This window comes from Bacillota bacterium, from assembly GCA_040757085.1.
Classification (GTDB): domain Bacteria; phylum Bacillota; class Sulfobacillia; order JACIYH01; family JACIYH01; genus JACIYH01.
The window spans coordinates 136,665-154,589 of record JBFLXJ010000017.1 but is presented as its reverse complement, the minus strand read 5'-3'; the positions used below and the strand labels follow the sequence as shown (position 1 = coordinate 154,589).

General features: G+C 66.2%; 17 protein-coding genes. 8 read left to right on the top strand and 9 right to left on the bottom strand.

The window, feature by feature from the left end; translation table 11 throughout:
- Positions 1 to 22 precede the first annotated feature (22 nt).
- Both topA and dprA read right to left on the bottom strand, forming a co-directional pair.
- Positions 23 to 2,161: a type I DNA topoisomerase gene (topA, locus tag AB1446_05830; GenBank protein ID MEW6546423.1), complete on the bottom strand. Its 2,139-nt coding sequence runs from the start codon at positions 2,159 to 2,161 to the stop codon at positions 23 to 25.
- Positions 2,162 to 2,231: 70 nt separating this feature from the next.
- Positions 2,232 to 3,257 (bottom strand): DNA-processing protein DprA, encoded by a 1,026-nt coding sequence (gene dprA, locus AB1446_05825; protein MEW6546422.1) that lies wholly within the window; start codon positions 3,255 to 3,257, stop codon positions 2,232 to 2,234.
- A 363-nt stretch (positions 3,258 to 3,620) separates the two neighbouring features.
- Here dprA and AB1446_05820 point away from each other — a divergent pair, with 363 nt between their 5' ends.
- The 3 genes from AB1446_05820 to AB1446_05810 are packed head-to-tail and all read left to right on the top strand — an operon-like array spanning position 3,621 to position 6,804.
- On the top strand, positions 3,621 to 4,106 hold the full coding sequence (locus AB1446_05820) for a (deoxy)nucleoside triphosphate pyrophosphohydrolase (protein MEW6546421.1): 486 nt from the start codon (positions 3,621 to 3,623) through the stop codon (positions 4,104 to 4,106).
- A gap of 13 nt (positions 4,107 to 4,119) precedes the next feature.
- Positions 4,120 to 5,547: a stalk domain-containing protein gene (locus tag AB1446_05815; protein ID MEW6546420.1), complete on the top strand. Its 1,428-nt coding sequence runs from the start codon at positions 4,120 to 4,122 to the stop codon at positions 5,545 to 5,547.
- A gap of 45 nt (positions 5,548 to 5,592) precedes the next feature.
- Positions 5,593 to 6,804: a GNAT family N-acetyltransferase gene (locus AB1446_05810; GenBank protein ID MEW6546419.1), complete on the top strand. Its 1,212-nt coding sequence runs from the start codon at positions 5,593 to 5,595 to the stop codon at positions 6,802 to 6,804.
- A 28-nt stretch (positions 6,805 to 6,832) separates the two neighbouring features.
- On the opposite strand, the gene AB1446_05805 is transcribed toward AB1446_05810, so the two are convergent.
- From AB1446_05805 to AB1446_05790, 4 genes are all read right to left on the bottom strand, one after another.
- Positions 6,833 to 6,946: an S-layer homology domain-containing protein gene (locus AB1446_05805; protein MEW6546418.1), complete on the bottom strand. Its 114-nt coding sequence runs from the start codon at positions 6,944 to 6,946 to the stop codon at positions 6,833 to 6,835.
- 21 nt (positions 6,947 to 6,967) lie between these two features.
- A complete protein-coding gene (locus AB1446_05800) occupies positions 6,968 to 7,405 on the bottom strand; it encodes a hypothetical protein (protein ID MEW6546417.1) in 438 nt (145 codons plus the stop codon).
- A gap of 189 nt (positions 7,406 to 7,594) precedes the next feature.
- Positions 7,595 to 7,813: a hypothetical protein gene (locus AB1446_05795; protein ID MEW6546416.1), complete on the bottom strand. Its 219-nt coding sequence runs from the start codon at positions 7,811 to 7,813 to the stop codon at positions 7,595 to 7,597.
- Between the two features lie 106 nt (positions 7,814 to 7,919).
- A complete protein-coding gene (locus tag AB1446_05790) occupies positions 7,920 to 9,038 on the bottom strand; it encodes a zinc-binding dehydrogenase (protein MEW6546415.1) in 1,119 nt (372 codons plus the stop codon).
- 163 nt (positions 9,039 to 9,201) lie between these two features.
- Here AB1446_05790 and AB1446_05785 point away from each other — a divergent pair, with 163 nt between their 5' ends.
- Positions 9,202 to 10,215, top strand: a complete 1,014-nt coding sequence (locus AB1446_05785) for a methyltransferase domain-containing protein (GenBank protein MEW6546414.1) — start codon at positions 9,202 to 9,204, stop codon at positions 10,213 to 10,215.
- A 92-nt stretch (positions 10,216 to 10,307) separates the two neighbouring features.
- On the opposite strand, the gene AB1446_05780 is transcribed toward AB1446_05785, so the two are convergent.
- Positions 10,308 to 10,550 carry a DUF3795 domain-containing protein gene (locus tag AB1446_05780; GenBank protein ID MEW6546413.1) on the bottom strand — a complete coding sequence of 81 codons (243 nt, stop codon included), beginning with the start codon at positions 10,548 to 10,550 and terminating at the stop codon, positions 10,308 to 10,310.
- Positions 10,551 to 11,212: 662 nt separating this feature from the next.
- Here AB1446_05780 and AB1446_05775 point away from each other — a divergent pair.
- Both AB1446_05775 and AB1446_05770 read left to right on the top strand, forming a co-directional pair.
- Positions 11,213 to 11,998, top strand: coding sequence for a radical SAM protein (locus AB1446_05775; protein MEW6546412.1), 786 nt, complete (start codon positions 11,213 to 11,215; stop codon positions 11,996 to 11,998).
- A gap of 771 nt (positions 11,999 to 12,769) precedes the next feature.
- Positions 12,770 to 14,254, top strand: a complete 1,485-nt coding sequence (locus tag AB1446_05770) for an S-layer homology domain-containing protein (protein ID MEW6546411.1) — start codon at positions 12,770 to 12,772, stop codon at positions 14,252 to 14,254.
- A gap of 27 nt (positions 14,255 to 14,281) precedes the next feature.
- Here AB1446_05770 and AB1446_05765 read toward each other — a convergent pair whose 3' ends face one another.
- Both AB1446_05765 and AB1446_05760 read right to left on the bottom strand, forming a co-directional pair.
- Positions 14,282 to 14,782, bottom strand: a complete 501-nt coding sequence (locus tag AB1446_05765) for a nitroreductase family protein (GenBank protein MEW6546410.1) — start codon at positions 14,780 to 14,782, stop codon at positions 14,282 to 14,284.
- 15 nt (positions 14,783 to 14,797) lie between these two features.
- On the bottom strand, positions 14,798 to 15,220 hold the full coding sequence (locus AB1446_05760) for a hypothetical protein (GenBank protein ID MEW6546409.1): 423 nt from the start codon (positions 15,218 to 15,220) through the stop codon (positions 14,798 to 14,800).
- 475 nt (positions 15,221 to 15,695) lie between these two features.
- On the opposite strand from AB1446_05760, the gene AB1446_05755 reads away from it, so the two are divergent.
- On the top strand, positions 15,696 to 16,325 hold the full coding sequence (locus tag AB1446_05755) for a helix-turn-helix transcriptional regulator (protein ID MEW6546408.1): 630 nt from the start codon (positions 15,696 to 15,698) through the stop codon (positions 16,323 to 16,325).
- 577 nt (positions 16,326 to 16,902) lie between these two features.
- Complete coding sequence (locus AB1446_05750) at positions 16,903 to 17,637, top strand: hypothetical protein (protein ID MEW6546407.1); 735 nt, start codon at positions 16,903 to 16,905, stop codon at positions 17,635 to 17,637.
- Positions 17,638 to 17,925: the final 288 nt, after the last annotated feature.

The window sequence follows — 17,925 nt, the reverse complement described above, 5'->3', positions numbered from 1 at the left end:
ACTTCTGAATTGGCGCCAGTGGTTAACGACGATAACCGCACCGCGCCCCGCACTGCAGCGAGGTCCCTCCCTTGCGGGAAACCTCCACCAGGAAGTAACCGCAGCGCGGACACTTCTCCGGTACGGGCCTGTTCCAGATCACGTAGCGGCACTCCGGATACCGATCGCAACCCCAGAAAGTACGGCCCTTGCGGCTTCTCTTCTGCACCAGTTCCCCCTGACCACACTCGGGGCACCGGACCCCGCTCTTCAGCACCAGGGGCTGGGTGTGGGTACACTCGGGATATCCCGAGCAGGCCAGGAATTTGCCGTAGCGCCCCCTCTTCACCACCAGGGGACGCCCGCACAAGGGGCAGGTCTCTCCCGTCTCCTCCTCCGGCAGACGCACCTGCTCGATGTCCCTTTCCGCCCGTTCCAGCGAGGCGGAAAAGGGCCCCCAGAAATCCTCCACCACGTCTCGCCAGGAAACTGCCCCTTCCTCGACCTTGTCCAGGTGTTCCTCCACCCGGGCCGTAAAATCTACGTCTATGATGTCGGGGAAATGCTCCCGCAAAAGATCCACCACGACCATGCCCAGCTCGGTAGGAACCAGGCGCCCCCCTTCCCGCCGCACGTACTCCCTCTCCTGGAGGACGGCCATGATGGGTGCGTAGGTGCTGGGGCGACCGATTCCTTTCTCCTCCAGGGCCTTTACCAGGGTGGCTTCCGTGTAGCGAGGCGGAGGCTGGGTGAAGTGTTGGGCCGGCTCCAGGGAAATCAGGTTGACCACCTCGCCCTCGGAGAGGGGTGGGAGTTCGCCTTCCTCGTCCTCGGCGGAGGTCTCCTCGTCGCGCCCCTCGCTGTAAAGCACCAGGAAGCCGGCAAAGCGCAGGGTGGACCCCGAAGCACGGAACTGGTGACTCCCTGCCTCGATTTCCACCAGGACCTGGTCGTACACGGCATCGGTCATTACGGATGCCAGGAACCGTTCCCATATAAGCCGGTACAGCCGGTACTGCTCGGTGGTCAGGTAGGGCCGTATCGACTCGGGGTCCCGCTCCACGGAGGTGGGTCGGATGGCTTCGTGGGCACCCTGTTCCCCCGGCTTGCGCGTGCCCGCCCGCGCCTTTCCGGCAGCAAAGTCGTCACCGTAGCGGCTTCTCACCACCGCGGTGGCAGCATTAACCGCCTCCTGAGCCACCCGGGTGGAGTCGGTTCGGATGTAGGTGACCAGACCCGTGCGCCCTGCCGGTCCCAGGTCCAGCCCCTCGTACAGCTGCTGGGCGATGGCCATCGTGCGCCTGACTGTGAACCCCAGCTTGCGGAACGCCTCCTGCTGGAGGGTGCTGGTGGTGAAGGGTGGTGCGGGGCTGCGCCGGCGCTGGCGGCGCGTCACCCTGACCACCCGGAATACCTCGTTGCCCACCGCATCCATGACGGCCCGGGTCTCGGCTTCCGAGTGCAGTTCCACCTTCTCACCCGCGGCGCCCCAGAAACGGGCCTGGAACGGGCGCTCCCCGGCCGTCTTCAGGTGGGCGGTCAGCGTCCAGTACTCCTGGGGGACGAACTGCGCGATCTCCCGTTCCCGGTCCACGAGGAGGCGCAGGGCCACCGACTGCACCCGCCCGGCCGATAACCCGGGCCTCACCTTCTCCCACAGCAGGGGGCTCAACTTGTACCCCACCAGCCGATCCAGGATGCGGCGCGCCTGCTGGGATTCCACCCGCTTCATGTCCAGGGGCCGGGGATGCTTCATGGCGTCCCGCACCACCTGGCGGGTGATTTCCGGGAACTCCACCCGCAGGGCTTCCCCATCCCGGAGGGAAAGCAGTTGGGCCAGGTGCCAGGAGATGGCCTCTCCCTCCCGGTCGGGGTCAGTGGCCAGCACCACCCTGGGAGCACGGGACGCCTCCCGGCGCAGGGCCTCCACCACCTGGCCTTTGCCCCGGATGGTTATGTAACGGGGCGTGAAACCGTTCTCCACGTCCACCCCCAGCCGGCTGCGGGGCAGATCCCGCACATGCCCCATCGACGCCATCACCCGGTACTCCCTGCCCAGGAACTTCTCGATGGTGCGGGCCTTGGCCGGAGATTCCACTATTACCAGGGGCCGAGCCCGACCTGCCGCCCTTTGCCCGGTGGTCTTTGGACCTGCCGCTTCTTGCCCGGTGGTCTTTGCCAAGCGATCGCCTCCGCGCCGCTAATTATACACTATGCGCATCCGGTTCAAGCCCGAGCCGCCCCGGTGCAGTTCACCAGGTGCGCACGTATACCTGCCCGGGCAGCCTGCGTACGAGGCCCTTGAGTTCAAGGGACAACAGGACCGCCGCCAGGTCTCCCGCCGCCAGGTTGCTCCGGACATGGAGGCGGTCGTAGCTGGACCCCTGCTCCAGCAGGTCCCACACCAGTTGCTCGCGCGGTTGCAGCGCCGGTGGCCCGGCGGGCCGTACAGCCTGGGTACCGAGGACCGCCAGAACATCTTCTACACCCTCCACCAGGTGGGCCCCGTCCCGGATCAGGCGATTGCACCCGGCACTCTCCTTGCTGGTGATGGGCCCGGGGACCGCCATGACGGGCCGTCCCAGGTTGGCGGCATGCTCGGCGGTGTTCAGGGCCCCGCTCTGCAGGGGCGCCTCTACCACCACCACACCCAGGGCCAGGCCGGCGATGATGCGGTTGCGGGCAGGAAAGTGATAGGGAAGGGCGACAGAGCCGGGGGGATATTCGGTAAGGATCGCGCCCCGCGTGGCGATGTCGGCGCAGAGGTGCCGGTTTTCCGCCGGGTAGATACGATCCAGCCCCGAGCCCAGCACTGCTATGGTACGGCCACCGGCCGCCAGTGCCTCCCGGTGGGCGCAGGTGTCGATGCCCCGGGCCAGCCCGGACACCACGGTCAACCCGGCCGCCGCCAGGTTCCGGGCCAGTCGCCCGGCCACCTCCATCCCATAGGCGGTCGGGTGCCGGGTACCCACCACGGCCACCGCTTTCTGGTCCTGCGGGCAGACCTTCCCACGGCTGTACAGGATGAGGGGAGGGTCGGGCATCTGCCGGAGCCAGGCAGGATATTCTTCATCCCAGCGGGAAAACACCCGGCATCCCAGCCGCCAGGCCCGCTCCAGGTCGGGCGAGGGCCCAGCCAGGCGAGCAGGATGAGACGACATGGCGGCAATCTGCGCCTCGGGCACGCCCGCCTCCCGCAGGCGGGCGGGCGAAGCTTCCCAGATGGCGCGGGCGGACCCCAGGGCACCGTGCAGTACGTGAATCCAGTGAGGCGACACCCCGGGTAACCGCAACAGCGCTGCCAGGTAGTGGATCTCTTCCGCGGCGCTGCGACCCCCTTCCCGATTCAGCGCAGCCGCTCGCTGATGAGAGGCCAGATCTCGGGCACTTCCGTACCCACGGGGCCTTCCCGCGCCCCCTCCTCGAGCGCACCCATGTGCGCTGGCCCCTAGAACTGGGGCTTTCGCCAAGATCTGGGACTCTCCGACAGGATTGTACATGCCTGGGCCTAACCTGTCAACATGCCGGCCACTCATGCCGGTCACTCCGCATGCCGGTCACCCGGCATGCCGGTCCCTCCGGTGCGGGTCACTCTGGTAGAATAGGCGCGCAGGGCGCTGACCGCAGCGGGGGAATCACCGGTGGCGAATGCCGTTGTGGGGACGTACGAGGGCAGTGGCATCCCGCACAGGTATCCGCTCATCGTCACAGCGGGAGTCATCCGCAGGGACGACACTGTCCTCATCGCCCGCCGGGAATCGGGACCGCTGGCGGGCCAGTGGGAGTTTCCCGGCGGCAAGCTCGAACCCGGGGAAAGCCCCGAGGCATGCCTGGCCAGGGAACTGCAGGAAGAGCTGGGCCTGGAGGTAGAGGTCGGGGACATCTTCGCGGTGGTGTACCACGAATACCCCAGCGGGCCGGTCCTGCTTCTTGCATATGCCTGCCGCCTGCCCGAAGACCACGCCCCTCGCCTGACCGAGGGCCGGGAGCCGGAGGAGGCGGCGTCCCACCCTGGTCGCGCACCGTGCCGGTGGGTGAAGATCCCGGATCTGCACCGCTACGCCTTTGCCCCCGCCGACCTCCCCATCGTCGAGAAGTTGCAGCGCACCCATCGATCACTCTCATGAGGGAGGAGATCGCATGCTTCGAGAGAGAAGCCAATGGTGCCAGCGGGCCGTAATTCTCGTCATCGCGTTTTGGGTCTGTTTCAGTCTGACACCACCCGCCCACGCTGCCGGTGCCACTTATCGGGGCTTTCCCACGGTAGACCTCTACGTCAACGGTCGCCCGGTCGAGGGTGACGTGCCGGCCATCGTCATCGACGGCAGGACCCTGGTTCCCCTGCGTGTCGTTGCAGAGGCACTCGGTCAGAAAGTCTGGTGGGACGGGACCCTGAAGGCGGTATGCGTGGGCGAGGCACCCGTGATCGCCGACGATAGCGCCAGCCCGGAATGGGTGAAAAGGGTGCAGGAGGCCGCCGCCGAGGGCTGGGACAGCATCGAGGCCAGCCTGGGTGAAGCCGGCGAAATACCTTTCACATGGGTCTTCAGTGATCGCCAGGCGTGGTACGGGCACCTCACCGGGCAGGGGATGCCCGAGGACCGCGCGGCCAAACTGGCAAAGTACGCGGCCGGGTGCGCCCATGACTACGCCGAGGTCCTGGTGGAAAAGGGCTCCATTCCCGAGCTTACCGTGGCCCACGAGTTCGTGCACGTGCTCCTCCGCAGGCGTGGCCTGCAGAGCGCGATGCCGCGCTGGCTGAACGAGGGGATCGCCGAGTACATAGCGCGGGAAGCCACGGGGTACCTGCGGCCCTCCGCCAGGGGAAGTGTGCTGTGGGAGTCGGCCCGGCAGGAGGTGCTCTCCCACGCCCTCTCCGGGACGCTGGAAGACCTGCCCGCAACCGACGAGCAGTGGGAGGACCGTTTCGGGATTTACCCGATCCACGACCAGGCGTTATTGGCGGTGGACTGGCTCGTCGCACGCTCTGGTCGGGGTGCCCTCATCGCCTACCTTTGGGCCCTCAGCGAGGGCAAGACGCACGAGGATGCGTTCCGGAACGCATTCGGGGTCGACGCGGGAGCGTTCCCGGACGCATTCCGGGAGGCGCTGCGGTCGGAGGCTGAGGCGGCGGTGAAGGGTTCAGGCGTCAGGCTGGAACTGGATGTGCCCGAGGGCTTCTCCGGTACCCTGACCGTCTTCCCTCCCGGCAGGACAGAGAGCGAGGCGTGGAAGCTGGCAGGTGCTCGGTCGGTAACCGTGACGCTGGGCAGTGACGGGACGCTCAGGGTGGACCTTCCGCTGGCCGGCTCCGGGCGATACACAATAAGAGAGGGATACAAAGACCTTCTTGTGCTATACGTGTCTCCGGACAGCGCCACTGCGACGGCAAAAGGATCCCGGGTCAAACAGCTCGCCATTGTGGTGGCGAAGAGCCGCTTTGGCTGGCACTGGGGCGGCAACACAGCATTCTACGAGGATGGCTCGCGCGAAACCAGCGTAGATGACCCGGCTTTCCCGCTGGGGATCCGCCTCACAACGGTCCTGCCGCTGCCATCTGCCGAATAAGCGCACAGGCTAGAGCTCACCCGGTGACGAAGGGGGCGAGGGGGCATGGGGCGTGACGTGGAAGTACGCGTGAGGCCGCTCCGGCGCGAGGATCTCACCGGCATACACGGCATCCTGAGGCAGCCGGAGGTGGTGAGGCAAACCCTGCAGCTGCCATCGCTGCAGGTAGGCTGGATGAGCGAGTGGCTGGCCGATCCCCAGAGTAGCATTAGCCTGGTGGCGGAAGTGGTCCATCCCACCGGGCATCCGGGACAGGAGGCACCGCACGCCGTCGTGGGGATGATCTCCCTGCGGCGCATGACGGGGCGCCAGCAGCACGTGGCCGGCCTGGGGATGTTCGTACACCCCGCCTTCCACGGGCGTGGCATCGGGACGAGGCTGATGGAGGCTGCGCTGGATGCGGCCGACCGGGAGTGGCAGGTCCTGCGCATCCAGCTCGCGGTCTACCCCGACAACGAACCCGCCCTGCGCCTGTACCGCCGCTTCGGATTCCGGGAGGAGGGCCGCCTGGCCCGGATGGCCATCCGGGATGGGACGTACACGGACACCGTGGTCATGGCCCGAATCCGTCCCGATCTTGCCACGTGCGGTGACGTCCGGGAAGAAGAGACACCCGACCGGCCGCCGGTTGCCCACGGACGGGGCACCGGCGATCTCCCGGCGAGGCGTGATCCCGCTCCCGGGAAAGTCGCATGGGATGCCGCGGTCAGCGACGCGGAGGGGCTCGAGGTGAGGCCGCCGGAGCCCGGCGACGCCGGCGGCCTGGTGCGCCTGTACCGCGATCCCGGCCTCATCCGCAACAGCCTGCTCGTCGCGGACCCACTCCCGGACGAGAAGGAGATCGCAGACAAACTGGGGACCCCACCCGGGGTACCTGTGCACGTGTTTGTCGCTGTCTTGCGCGGGGAGCTTTGCGGGGAGGTCCGGCTGGCACCCCAGCGCTCGCCGCGGATGGCCCACAGCGCCCAGGTCACCCTGCTGGTACCACCACCCGGCAGCCCTCTGGCCGAGGCCCTGGGCTTTCCCGCCCCGGTGGTGGCACGGGCCCTGCTCGACGCAGCATTGGACCTGGCGGATCGCTGGCTCCTGCTTAACCGGCTGCGCCTGGACACGTACCCGGACGAAGAGTGGCTGTTCCCTGTGCTTCACGGGCTCGGCTTCTTCGTCGAGGCCAGAGGCCGCATGGCCGCCGCCCGCGACGGGCGCTACGACGACCGCCTGGTTTGGGGCCGGCTCAGGCCCGAATCACAAGCTTAACCCCGAACGAGACAGCGAACAAACATGGTCACGGCTCCGCTCCGGTGGCGTTGTCCCCGGGTTTGAAGGCATGGTCCGGGTAGCCCCTGACCAGCCCGGTCCTTTCCGCCTTGGCAACCGCCTCCCCGGCCCAGCGTTCCAGCTCGGCTCCTCGGGAGCATCGTCACTCGAACCCGCACAGGGCTCCCATCCAGACCATCCAAGCGAGATAGCCGAACGCCGCGGCCCCCCCAAGACACACCAGCATCGTGAAGATTGCCTCTCCCCGGCTCACCCCCGGCGTACCTGGCGGCAAGAACGCGTGGACCAACCCCACCCAGACAAGCGAACCCACCATCAGCGTGCATGAGATGGCAAGCCCAAGTGCGACCGGCGTATCAGCGTTGGAAACCAGCAGGACGATCCCCGTCCCCGCCATGGCGAGGAAGGTGATCCCGAACGACCTCATTGCCCGCAAGACGGGCGCGGGCATGCCGGCGAGTTGAGGCCAAAAACGAACCGGGTTCCTGATGATGCGCCACCCCGCCCACCCCACCACGACAACCATGGCGACAAGAAGTAGCAAGCACCAATCGAAGCCTTCCTGCGCCGGAGTGCTCACGCGGCCACCCCTTCAAACGATACTCCCGTGTAGACACTCACGCTTCCCCATATGCCCGCAAGAAATCCGCCCCTGGACTGGAACGCTCCCTATAACCCCTGGTACTTCCTGCTGACCATCCCCCTGGCATGGGCGTTCTGGATTCCCATGATGGCGGTGACCAGCCGTGCACCTCAGGTTGGGCACACCCTAGCTGATTCCCGGCGACAATGCCCGTTCGCCGGCTACGTGTGTCGTCTCAAGTGCACGATTCCAGCTGCGGTCGAACAAGATGCCGTACCAGCCGGACTGGCACAACAACCGGATGTTGTCGGCGTTGTCGTCGATGAGGAGGCTCCCGCGCAAGGCAGCTTTGCCGTGGGAGTAGGTCGACACTGAGGACCTGTGAGGGATGCCATGCCCACGCAGCCATCTACTGGTTAACCCCCGGCGGTGACGTATGCGCCGCCACGGGCCTGGTGCCGCCAGGGTCTGGGCTTGGCGGCGCCAGAGTCATGGCCTGGCGGCGCCAGAGTCAGGGCTTAATGACGGCCTTGATAACCCGCAGGTGTTCGACGTCAAGCAGGGCCTGCTGGCACTCCTCCAGCGAGTAGAAGTGCGAAATCGCCTCTTCGTAGGGGACATCGCGTCCCCTGGTCGCCAGCAGGTCGGTGGCCCGGTACAGGTGGGTGAACTCGGTGCCCCAGCACCCGCGGATGTCGAGGTGCTTGCGATTGATGTCGAGATGGGGGTTGATCTCGACCGGCCCGTTGTCGGTGTACTGGCCCACCACGACGTAGGTGCCCGCGTCCCGGGTCATGCGCATGCCTTCCGCCACCGCCCTGGGGACGCCCGACGCCTCGATGGTGACATCGGCGCCCCTACCCGCCGTCAGCTGGCGGATCCGATCGACGCGGGCCTCCGGCGACGGATACTCCTCCAGGTCAACCAGCTCGTCGGCGCCAAGGGAGAGCGCCATCTCCAGCCGCAGTCGCGGTGCACCGATCACGACCACCCGCCGGGCACCGGCCAGCCGGGCAAAGAAGCAGGCGCTCAGGCCGACGGGCCCCGACCCCTGCACCACCACGGTGTCGCCCAGGCGGACGCCCGCTCGCTCCACGGCGTGGAATCCCGTGGGCAGGCCGCATCCCCCCGCGATAAACTTCTCCGGGCTGAGGCCCTCCGGGAGGTGCATGATGAGGACGCCCGGCTTAAGATAGATCTTCTCACTCCATCCCCCCAGGAGTCCCTCCGTGGCCGAGTACGTGATACCGTACACCCGTCTCTGGGGGCACCGGGTGGCGGCCTTCGCCACCAGGCAGGTCCAGCACCGCCCGCAGGTCTCGTGGACGTCGAGGAAGGTGACCAGGTCGCCCCTGCGGACCGGCCGTCCCACCGGCGTGACCACCTCCTGGCCGGCGGCGGGCGGGATAACCTCCTCCACGATGCCCACGCTCACGTGACCCGGGATTATGGGATAGGGAACCCCGGCCAGCCGCCCGTGGTAGAGGTGCACGTCAGTCCCGCACACCTCGCTGTACACCGTCCTGAGCAGGACGCCGCCCGGCTCCAGGCGGGGCGGAGGGAACCCGCGCACCTCGATCGGTTTCTCCGGCCCCGTCATTACCGCTGCCCGCACCTCTTGCCCGCTCAATCCCGTCACCCCCCTCGTTCCCTGCCCAGGTGTTCGCCACTCCCCGGTGCCAATTCCTCCGCCCTCGGGCGTCGCACCTGCAGGACCGGAGCGTCGGTACCGCGAATCGTCAACCCAGGACCTGGGGGACCGGACCATCGGTGCTACCATGGAGGCCCAAACGATGCACCGCTATCTGCTGGAAATGCTTCAGTGCCCTGCCTGTCGGCGCGATCTCCGCTTCACCATCGAGGAAGCACGGGGAGATCACATCGAACGGGCCGACATCCGCTGCCCGGGATGCGAGGCCGAATACCCTGTGCGGGAAGGCATCGGGGTCTTCCTGACACCCGGCCTCACGCGCCACGACCTCTGGGAGCAGGTGGAGAGTGGCCTGAGCCGGTACCTGCGCGCCCACCCCGACATCGAGGACCGGCTACTCAACTCAGACCCCGGGACCCTTGCGGCCGCGGATCGCTTCATCCGCGCCATGGCCCTTGAGGAGCGGGGCGATTACGCAGCGGCGGCTGCCCTGGAGGCGCAGGCGGGGCCGAAACTGTACACCGATGAGTACAATGCCGCGGTAGACAGCCAGATGAAGTACCTGTGCGACCGCCTGGCCGACCACGGTCGGCCTGCGGCCGGCCGCCCGGTGGTCGACCTGGCATCGGGGCGATGCGCCCTGGTGGAGAGGCTGGCCCGCCACCTCGACCGGCCCCTCGTGGCCAGTGACTTCAGTCCCCGCGTCCTCCGCCGGGACCGTCGCTATCTTGAGTTCGTCGGACTGTACGACCGGGTGAGCCTGCTCGCCTTCGACGCCCGGCGCACCCCTTTCCGGGACGGCAGCGTCAGTACGCTGACCACCTTCGCCGGACTCGCCAACATCGAGCACCCCGGTGATCTACTGCGGGAACTCAGACGCATCGCGTCCGGCACGTTCTACGCCATCTCTTGTTTCTACCCGCCGGAGGATCGCGTCAACCGGGATGCCATCGAGGCTCACGGCCTGGACGCTTTTCTCTTCCGCGACAAGGCCCTGGACCTGTTCGAAAGATCCGGATGGCGGGTGGAGGTCGTCAACGTCCGCCGGGCCAGGGCGCTTCCCACCCCCCGGAGCGTGCTGATCCCGGAGTTCGGGATCGACGCCCTCCCGGTGGCGGAAACCACCCTGGAGTGGTGCACTCTCGTGGCCACCTGAGCACGCATTTCAGGCACCCGCCCACCCGGGTCCGCGCCTTCAGGCGGTCGCTTCGGGCCCGTGCCTTCACGTGGTGCCCGGGCCTTCAGGTTTCAGGTGCTCTCCACCATACCCTTGAGGCGCGCCAGGGCGCGACCGTAGTCCTCGTGCCTGGCCGCCCATTCCTGCAGTCGCAACCAGGCGAACTCTCCGTACTGGCTGCAGAACTCCAGGCGCCGCTCGTCCACGCAGCACTTGAGTATCCAGCAATCGGGGGACCAGTGCCTGGCACGGTCCCCGCGGCAGCCGTCGCAGTAATCTGGAAGCTGGGACCCCCCTCCGAGGTTCCAAACCATGGAACCCACCCCCCTCCGACCGCCCCGCCGGCCCCGACTCCGATCCTCCCGGCTCTCCCGGCGTGCAACTCTCGCCAGGCAATTCCGGTTACTATCCATGCGACTCCAGCATAAGGGGAACTAATAACCCCTCTGTACACATCTCCGGGGCCATATTCCTCTGCTTCTCCTCCAGTCAGACGACCCGACCGGCTTGCCGCCCCCGCGGTCACCCCCGAGCGTCCAGGTTTTGGAACCTCCCGGCCGCCCATCCGATTCCAAAATTCGGAACCCGGGGGAGGAGTGCGTCCGCAACCGCCGGGTGGGCGCATTCCTATCGCTCTCGGCCACCAGGGGATGGGGGAGTTGCTGAAGAAACAGGCAGTGGGGCCAGACCGGACGGAGGCCCCATGCAGTACGACGGGCAAATGCCCGCAGGCATGTGCTTGACAGCGTGCCTGGAGTAGAGTAGGAAGAACCGGGGGGTCGTAGCCGCCACAGTGAGAGCAGGAGTGCAACCCGTAACCTGCAAGACCGCCTTAAGCCGGACGGGCATTCCGGGGCATAAGTATTGCCTCAACCCGTACACCGGGTGCCGGCACGGCTGCCTTTACTGCTACGCCCCTGTAATCCTGCGTTTCTCACCCGTCTCGGACGCCTGGGGAACGAAGGTCCAGGCCAAGATGAATATCCCCGACGTACTCTCTAAGGAGGTTTTACGCAAACGTACTCCCGTGGGGATCGTGATGCTCGGCAGCGTGACTGATCCCTACCAGCCGTGCGAGCAAGAACTGGGTCTGACCCGGCGGTGTCTCGAGATCCTGGGCGAACTGCCGGACGCCGGGGTCTCAATCCTCACCAAGTCGGCACTTGTGACAAGAGATGTGGACCTTTTCAGAAGATGGATCTCAGGAAATGATGAGCCTTCCCGGACCCGAGGAAATGACGACGGTATTGACCACCGTCCCGGCACTCGACTTTCAGTCGGTTTCACCATAACCCTTCTCGACGACGACATCGCGAAAGCTTTCGAACCGGGCGCTTCTTTGCCTTCGGAAAGGCTGAAGGCGGCAAAATGTCTCGTTCAAGAGGGTATCCCCGTGTGGGTGTTTGTGGCACCGGTCCTTCCGGGAGTGGGAGACCGCCGAGAATCCTTGCAAGGCCTCCTGTCAGCCATCCGCGATGCCGGCATCCTTAGGGTCAGTTTCGACCGCCTGAACCCCTATCCGAGAAGCGTGGCGCTCCTTCAAGACACGTACAGGCGCCGGTTCCCCGGTGCCCTCCCCTATCTCGAGCAATACCTCCGGGACCCCATTGGCTACTGGGCAGACTTTGAGATGATGGCAAAGTCTCTTGCTGAAGAGGTGGGCATCCAAACCAACGTACGGGCACTCCCCGGGGAAAGTCGCTCGGGGCCGCATGCTGCCACGACCACGACGGTCAGCAGAGCTGTCCACACCAGCAGGTAGTCTTTCGCGATCAATCGGGTGGGTTCACCCCGGTCAAGTTCATCATGAAGTGGAACAGCACCGGCGGAATTCGTCGGCCAGGACGGCCATGAGGTGCTGGTCGCGCCAGCCGCCGTCCCTGAACACGGCCTCCCGCAGGGTGCCCTCGGTACTACCTCACCGGGGGCGACTTCGGCAAGATCCACCTCATCAACTCTCTACTGAGGTGCTTCTACCCCCACTCAACCTAAGTGGCCGGGGGCGCGGCGAGGTGTTTCTGCCCCGAGGCAACCTGAGCGGCCAGGGGCGCGGGGAGGTGCTTCTGCCCCGGGGCAACCGACGGGTCTGGTTAGCACTCTTGCTGTTGCGGCGCCACCCCCGCCGGACCGTGATCGGGGCGTAGGGTCCACGGTGGGCCCGCGACCGCGGCGTATAGTCCACGGTCGGGCGCGGATCGCGGCGTATAGTCCGCAGTCCACCCCGACATCATGGCGTATAGTCCGCGGTCGGGCGCGGATCGCGGCGTATAGTCCACGGTCCACGCCGACATCGTGGCGTATAGTCCACGGTCGGACCGGCGATTGATGTCGATCTGGACCGTGTCCTCGAGCGGGAACCGGTAGAGGCGTCACGGATCAACCGGGGAAGCCGTGCGTCTGCTGCAACTCACCGGAGGCCGCCGCCGTCTGTTATCGTGGGTGGGGCGTAGTGAGCACCACCCGATGGGACAGCCGAGGTAGTCCAATGGGCCGGCCTGATGGGACAGCCCGCAGGGAGGGAGTGGCCGCACACATGGGCAGACCGTTGAGAGAGCTAGCCGTTTTCACCGTGCTCGTCGTGTTGCTCGGGGGTGCGATCGCAGGGCCGCAACTCGGCCGAGCGGATGGTCCCGACGCTGGCGGCGGGCACTGGGCGCAGGAGAGTGTCCGCTTCATCCAGGAGATCGGGCTGCGCGCTCCCGCGCCAGCGGGGGCAGAAGAACCGAACTATGATGCTCCCGTGACCCCGACCGAATGGAACTCCATGGTGTGCCGCCTGTTCGGGGCGGTGCCGGGGGACGACCACGTCACGGGCAGCTTGCGCTACTGGCTGTGGTGTTATACCGGCGCCTTCGGTACCGAAGAAGGGATAGCCCGGGGGCACGCCTTTGGAGCGTTCATGAAGATCCTCAACCTGTACGGCCGGGAGAAGTTGTCCTCCCTGGGATCCCCGCGCCACGCCACCAGGTTCGCGGACTGGGCCGAAGTACCGGACCTCCAGGGGGCTCTCGTAGACGTGGCCGTGGAGCGCGGGCTCATCGCGGGATTCCCCGACGGTACCCTGCGCCCCCGGCAGTATCTCACCCTGGCCGAGGCGGCCACCTTCCTCCGCCGGGCGGTGGAGAAATTCGAGCTTACAGAGCGGATCCCGGTTCCCTCCCTCCCCGTGAACCTGACGGAGAAGAGTACCGGGGATCTCAGGCTGGTCCTGTATACGGATAGGAGTCTGTACCGCAAAGGGGAGACGGTCGGGGTGGTGGCGGGCGCGGAGAACCGCTCCTCCCGGGAACTGGCTTTCACGCGTTGGAACATCGGGGACCCCGCGATATACGTACGGGCTGAACCGGTTGATCCCGGATCGCCCGTACCGCGCATGACCCTGGAGGAGGAGGGGCTTTCGCCAGTCCGGCTGCCGGCGGTGAGCACCGGCACCCTGGCGGCGGGAACCAGCATTACGCAGCGCATTGCCTGGAAGACGGTGTTCCCGGGGACATCCCTGCCAGGCGACACACCGGATCAGCCTCCCGAAGCTTTGCCCCCGGGGAAGTACCGGATAACGGCCTCGTTCTACCTGCAACCACTGTCTGCCGCTGGCACGGAGGGGACCGCCGCCACCGAGACCAAGGGCGGGACCCAACTTGAGCCGACGGAGATCTCCGCCAGTGTGGAAATTGAGATCGCCGGCGAGGGTGCCATCCTCGTAAACGCCGACCAGGCCCGCGACCTGGCCCTGAAGGACCCTGAAGTAGGGCGGTGGTGGGATGCTCACGCGGGCCGAAACCTCGTTAAGCAGGAGAACGGGCAGTGGTACGTGAAGACCGCGGAAGGCTGGCAAAAGGCCACCGGAGAATACGCGTCTACGGTGGCCAACCTGCTTCCGGACGTCCAGGTGACCTTCGTGCGGGGCCTGTGGGAGGTTGTCATGCTCTGCAAGATGGGAGACCCGCCCCATCGCCTCGTGGTACACGTGCATCCCTACACGGGCGAAATCGTCGATCGGCAGGCCCACGAGCGCTGAGCCGCCAGGGCCCGGGACCGGCGTACGTTACCACCCGTTCCAGTGCACCCGCCCCGGGTCGTACCGGTCGGCAGGCGGCTTCTGCTCCGCCGGAAAGCCCATGGGCACCAGGGCGAAGGGAACCACGTGCTCCGGAATCCCCAGCAACCGCCGGAAAGCGGCCACGCGCTCCTCCCTGGGATAGACGCCCACCCACACCGCTCCCAGGCCCCGGGCATGAGCGGCGATGAGGATGTTTTCCGTGGCCGCCAAGCAATCCTGCACCCAGAAGCCGTCCAGGCGGTCCCGGTGGAGGTCACCACAGACCAGGATGGCGACCGCTGCTTCCCTTGACATCTGGGCGTAGGGGTGAAAGCGGGGGATTTCGTTGAGGAGTCGACGGTCGGTAATCACCACGAAGTGCCAGGGCTGTTGATTCCCCGCCGAAGGGGCGCTCATAGCGGCTTGCAGTATCTCCACCGTGAGGGCTTCCGGCACCGGCTCCGCGGTGTACCTGCGTATGCTCCTCCTTCCCCGCAGTGCTTCCATGGCATCCACCGGGCGTCACCTCCCACGCTCGTCGGGGATCAACTCGCCCGTCCCGGTGTCGTACAGGCCGGTTCTGCTCCCCCCGGGAACTTCGACGAGATCCCCATTCGGGTGCACGGCTCCCCCCACCAGCGGGACCTCCACCTCGCGGACCCTATCTTCCGCGCCGTCCTCCTCGGCGAGCACCTCGTCCAGGTCCGCCGCCACGCCCTCTTCCGCGAGGATCTCGTCCAGGTCCGCCGCCAGCCAGTGTTCTTGTAGGGGATCCCAAATGCCTTCGGGGTGCAGGACAAGGGGCGGGAGCCCGAAACGGGCTGCCACCGCGGCCATGTCCACGCGCGCGGCCACCACCTTGCCCGACAAGTAGTGACCCTGCATGTAGCTCCATTCCTTGATGGGCACGACGGTGAGGATCTGGCCCTCGGCTTCGTCCCGCACGCCGCCCACTGGCCGAAAGTCACGATGCCGCCGTCGGTGAGCCTCCGGCAGCGCACCGCATTGTACTTCACCGCGATCGCCAGTAGCTCCACCGTTTCCGGGGTCCCCGGCCCCGCCTCCGACGCGGTGCTGTTGGTGATTGTCGTGCGGGTTCAGACGACACTATGCAAGCATTACTCTGATGATCTCCCGGCGCAGACTGCCGCCGGAGGCAGTGTCCCCACGCCTCTTGTGACCACCATGTGTCGCGTGCGATTAGCCGGGCCCGAATAGGCTTGGGCTTCGGTGACGCGGTGGCGCTGAACCCTGTCGGTCGGGGGCTGAACTGGCTGTGGCGGTCGCTCGGCTCCCGAGGTTCCCAACGTGGCGCGAAGGTTGCGGGCTCCTTGCGCTAGACTCGCATGTTGTTGGCGTTGACTGCTCCGCGTACTTTCGCGCAAATTGGATCTGCGACGTTTGAGGAGGTGACGCGGAGATGGGCAGGGTAACGATCAACCCGAGGACTGTCCGCTATCTGAGGGAAAAGAGGGCTTGGACGCAGGAACAACTTGCGGAAATCGCCAAGATAGGCGTGCGGACCGTCCAGAGGATCGAGAAGGGTGAGGCCGTATCGTTTGCAAGCGTTAAGGCGGTGGCCGAAGCCCTTGGCGTTGACCTTGAAGCGCTCAGGGCCAAGCCTCGGCCGACGAAAGAAGATCAGACTTTGCTCCCACGGGTAACAAGCGGTAACGAGATCCTGTCGATTGTCGTGGGGGCAGCGTTCCTCGACCTATCCCACGACGACTTGGTATCAGAAGATGAAGTGGCCTTGGTGAGCGGGTTTTGCGGCCTGTTAGGGGACTGTGACGTGCTGGACGAGGTGAGTCCGGCGGAGCGGGTAAGAGTAGGGTACGAGCTTGGGCGGATGATCGAGGAGCTAGATCGGGCGGGGTTTTGGGTATTTGGGAGAACAGTGGCACGGGATTATGTGTTTACCGTGGGAAATGAGACCACACGCCTGACCGGAAGGACTGCGGTGGTGCGGATCGTGAGAAGGGATAACCCGGAGATCGTCAGGAAGGCCACGGCAGACCTGACTCTGATCTCCCCCAAAAGCAAGAGATAGTAGCCGACGGCTCTGCTGCAGCCGCCAGGTGAGTGGAGGTCCGTCACTTGTTGACGGACTGGATGAGGCATCCTTGTCTGGGCCATGATGGCGGTGAGGTTTCCGGGGCCGTGGACCAGCAACTTGCGGGGACCCGGGAGCCCGAAGCGTGGGCCTTGTCACCCAAAGACCCTTCCGCTGCTCTGAGCGGGATTCGCCCGCGCCCCGCCGGGTTGTGCGGCGCTGCGATCTCGGTTGTCGGCCCGTGGCCAAACGGGAGGGGGGGTGGGATCTGTAGAAGCGCCAATATCTGCCCATTTCCACGAGGATCGGCTGTGTGCAATGAGAATGAGGGGAGGACGCCAGTATGTCTAAGATGGACTGTGCCCACCCGACGCTAGATGAACTTGAAAGGTTTGTTCGGGGGGGCAGCGCCGGTATCCGAGTCCGTAGCCGGCTTATCCCTGCTGGGGGGCCGGAAGATAAGGTCTTCCCACCCACCTATCAAGGAGGGCAATACGCGATACAGGGTGGTGCTTGCCGCACGGAGGAGAGATGATTAGAGTCGGAACTGGCGTTTCAAGAGGAGGTCAGCGCAATGGAGGATGCCGGCAAGTGGGTCCATTACTTTGCCAGGCCGGGCCCGGTCAACACGGAGAGAACCCTGGAGTTGGGTATCGCCCGCGCCGTGGAACTGGGCGCCGGGCACCTGGTGGTGCCGTCGCTGACGGGGGAAAGTGCCTGGCGCGCCTTTGAGAAGCTGGAGCAACTCGGGGTGGGGGAGAAACCGCGGCTGGTATGCGTGACCTTTCGCGCCGGGGGCGCCTGGGACGTGACGGGGGACCCACCCGATGCCGCCCACTGGCGGGAAGTGCCTGAACTCAGAGCCCGCTGGGAAGAGTGGCGGCGGAAGGGCCTTAAGACGATCACCTTCGATCCGACCATCCGCGACAGGCTCGAAGGACGGGGGGTACGGGTGATACAGGGGACCGACCTGGGTTGCGAGGTCGATGCTTCTATAGCCAGGCACCTCGGGGTCCCTGGTGCCAAGACGGTGATGAAGGAGACGCTGTTCCTCTTCTGCGCGGGCCTGAAGGTGGCGGTTTTCGCCACCCTGACGGCGGCCGACGCCGGGGCCATCCCCGTCGATGGGGAAGTGGTGGCCTTCGGGGGTATGGAGCAGGGGCTGGACACCGCCGTGGTCATCAAGCCCTCGTATTCGGATGCCGTGTTCCATCCCAGGTACGGCCTGGAGATCCGCGAGCTGATCTGCAAGCCCCGCTCCATGCTCGGGCCGTCCGGCGTGTACTACGACCGGGCCTGGGGCGTCTGACACTCGGACGTGGAGCGGGTGGCCCCTGCCCGGTGGAGCAGAGTCGCGATCTCGGGGGGGACGGTACCTTTAGGGGTGGGTGGGGTGCAGGGAGTGGGCTCTTGCCAGTAGGTTCCAGGTTTGCCCATCCCGCATGTCGATTCTGTGCAGCGCGGCACCCGCCCATTTCGGCGGTAGTGGCAGCGGATGAACTCTCAGGGCGGGTTTCCCTCGCGCGGATAGCCCTGGCGTGTGCCCGGGGTCTGCTCGAGGGGAGCTTCCGAAAGGAATCGGCTCGACGTGGCTGCC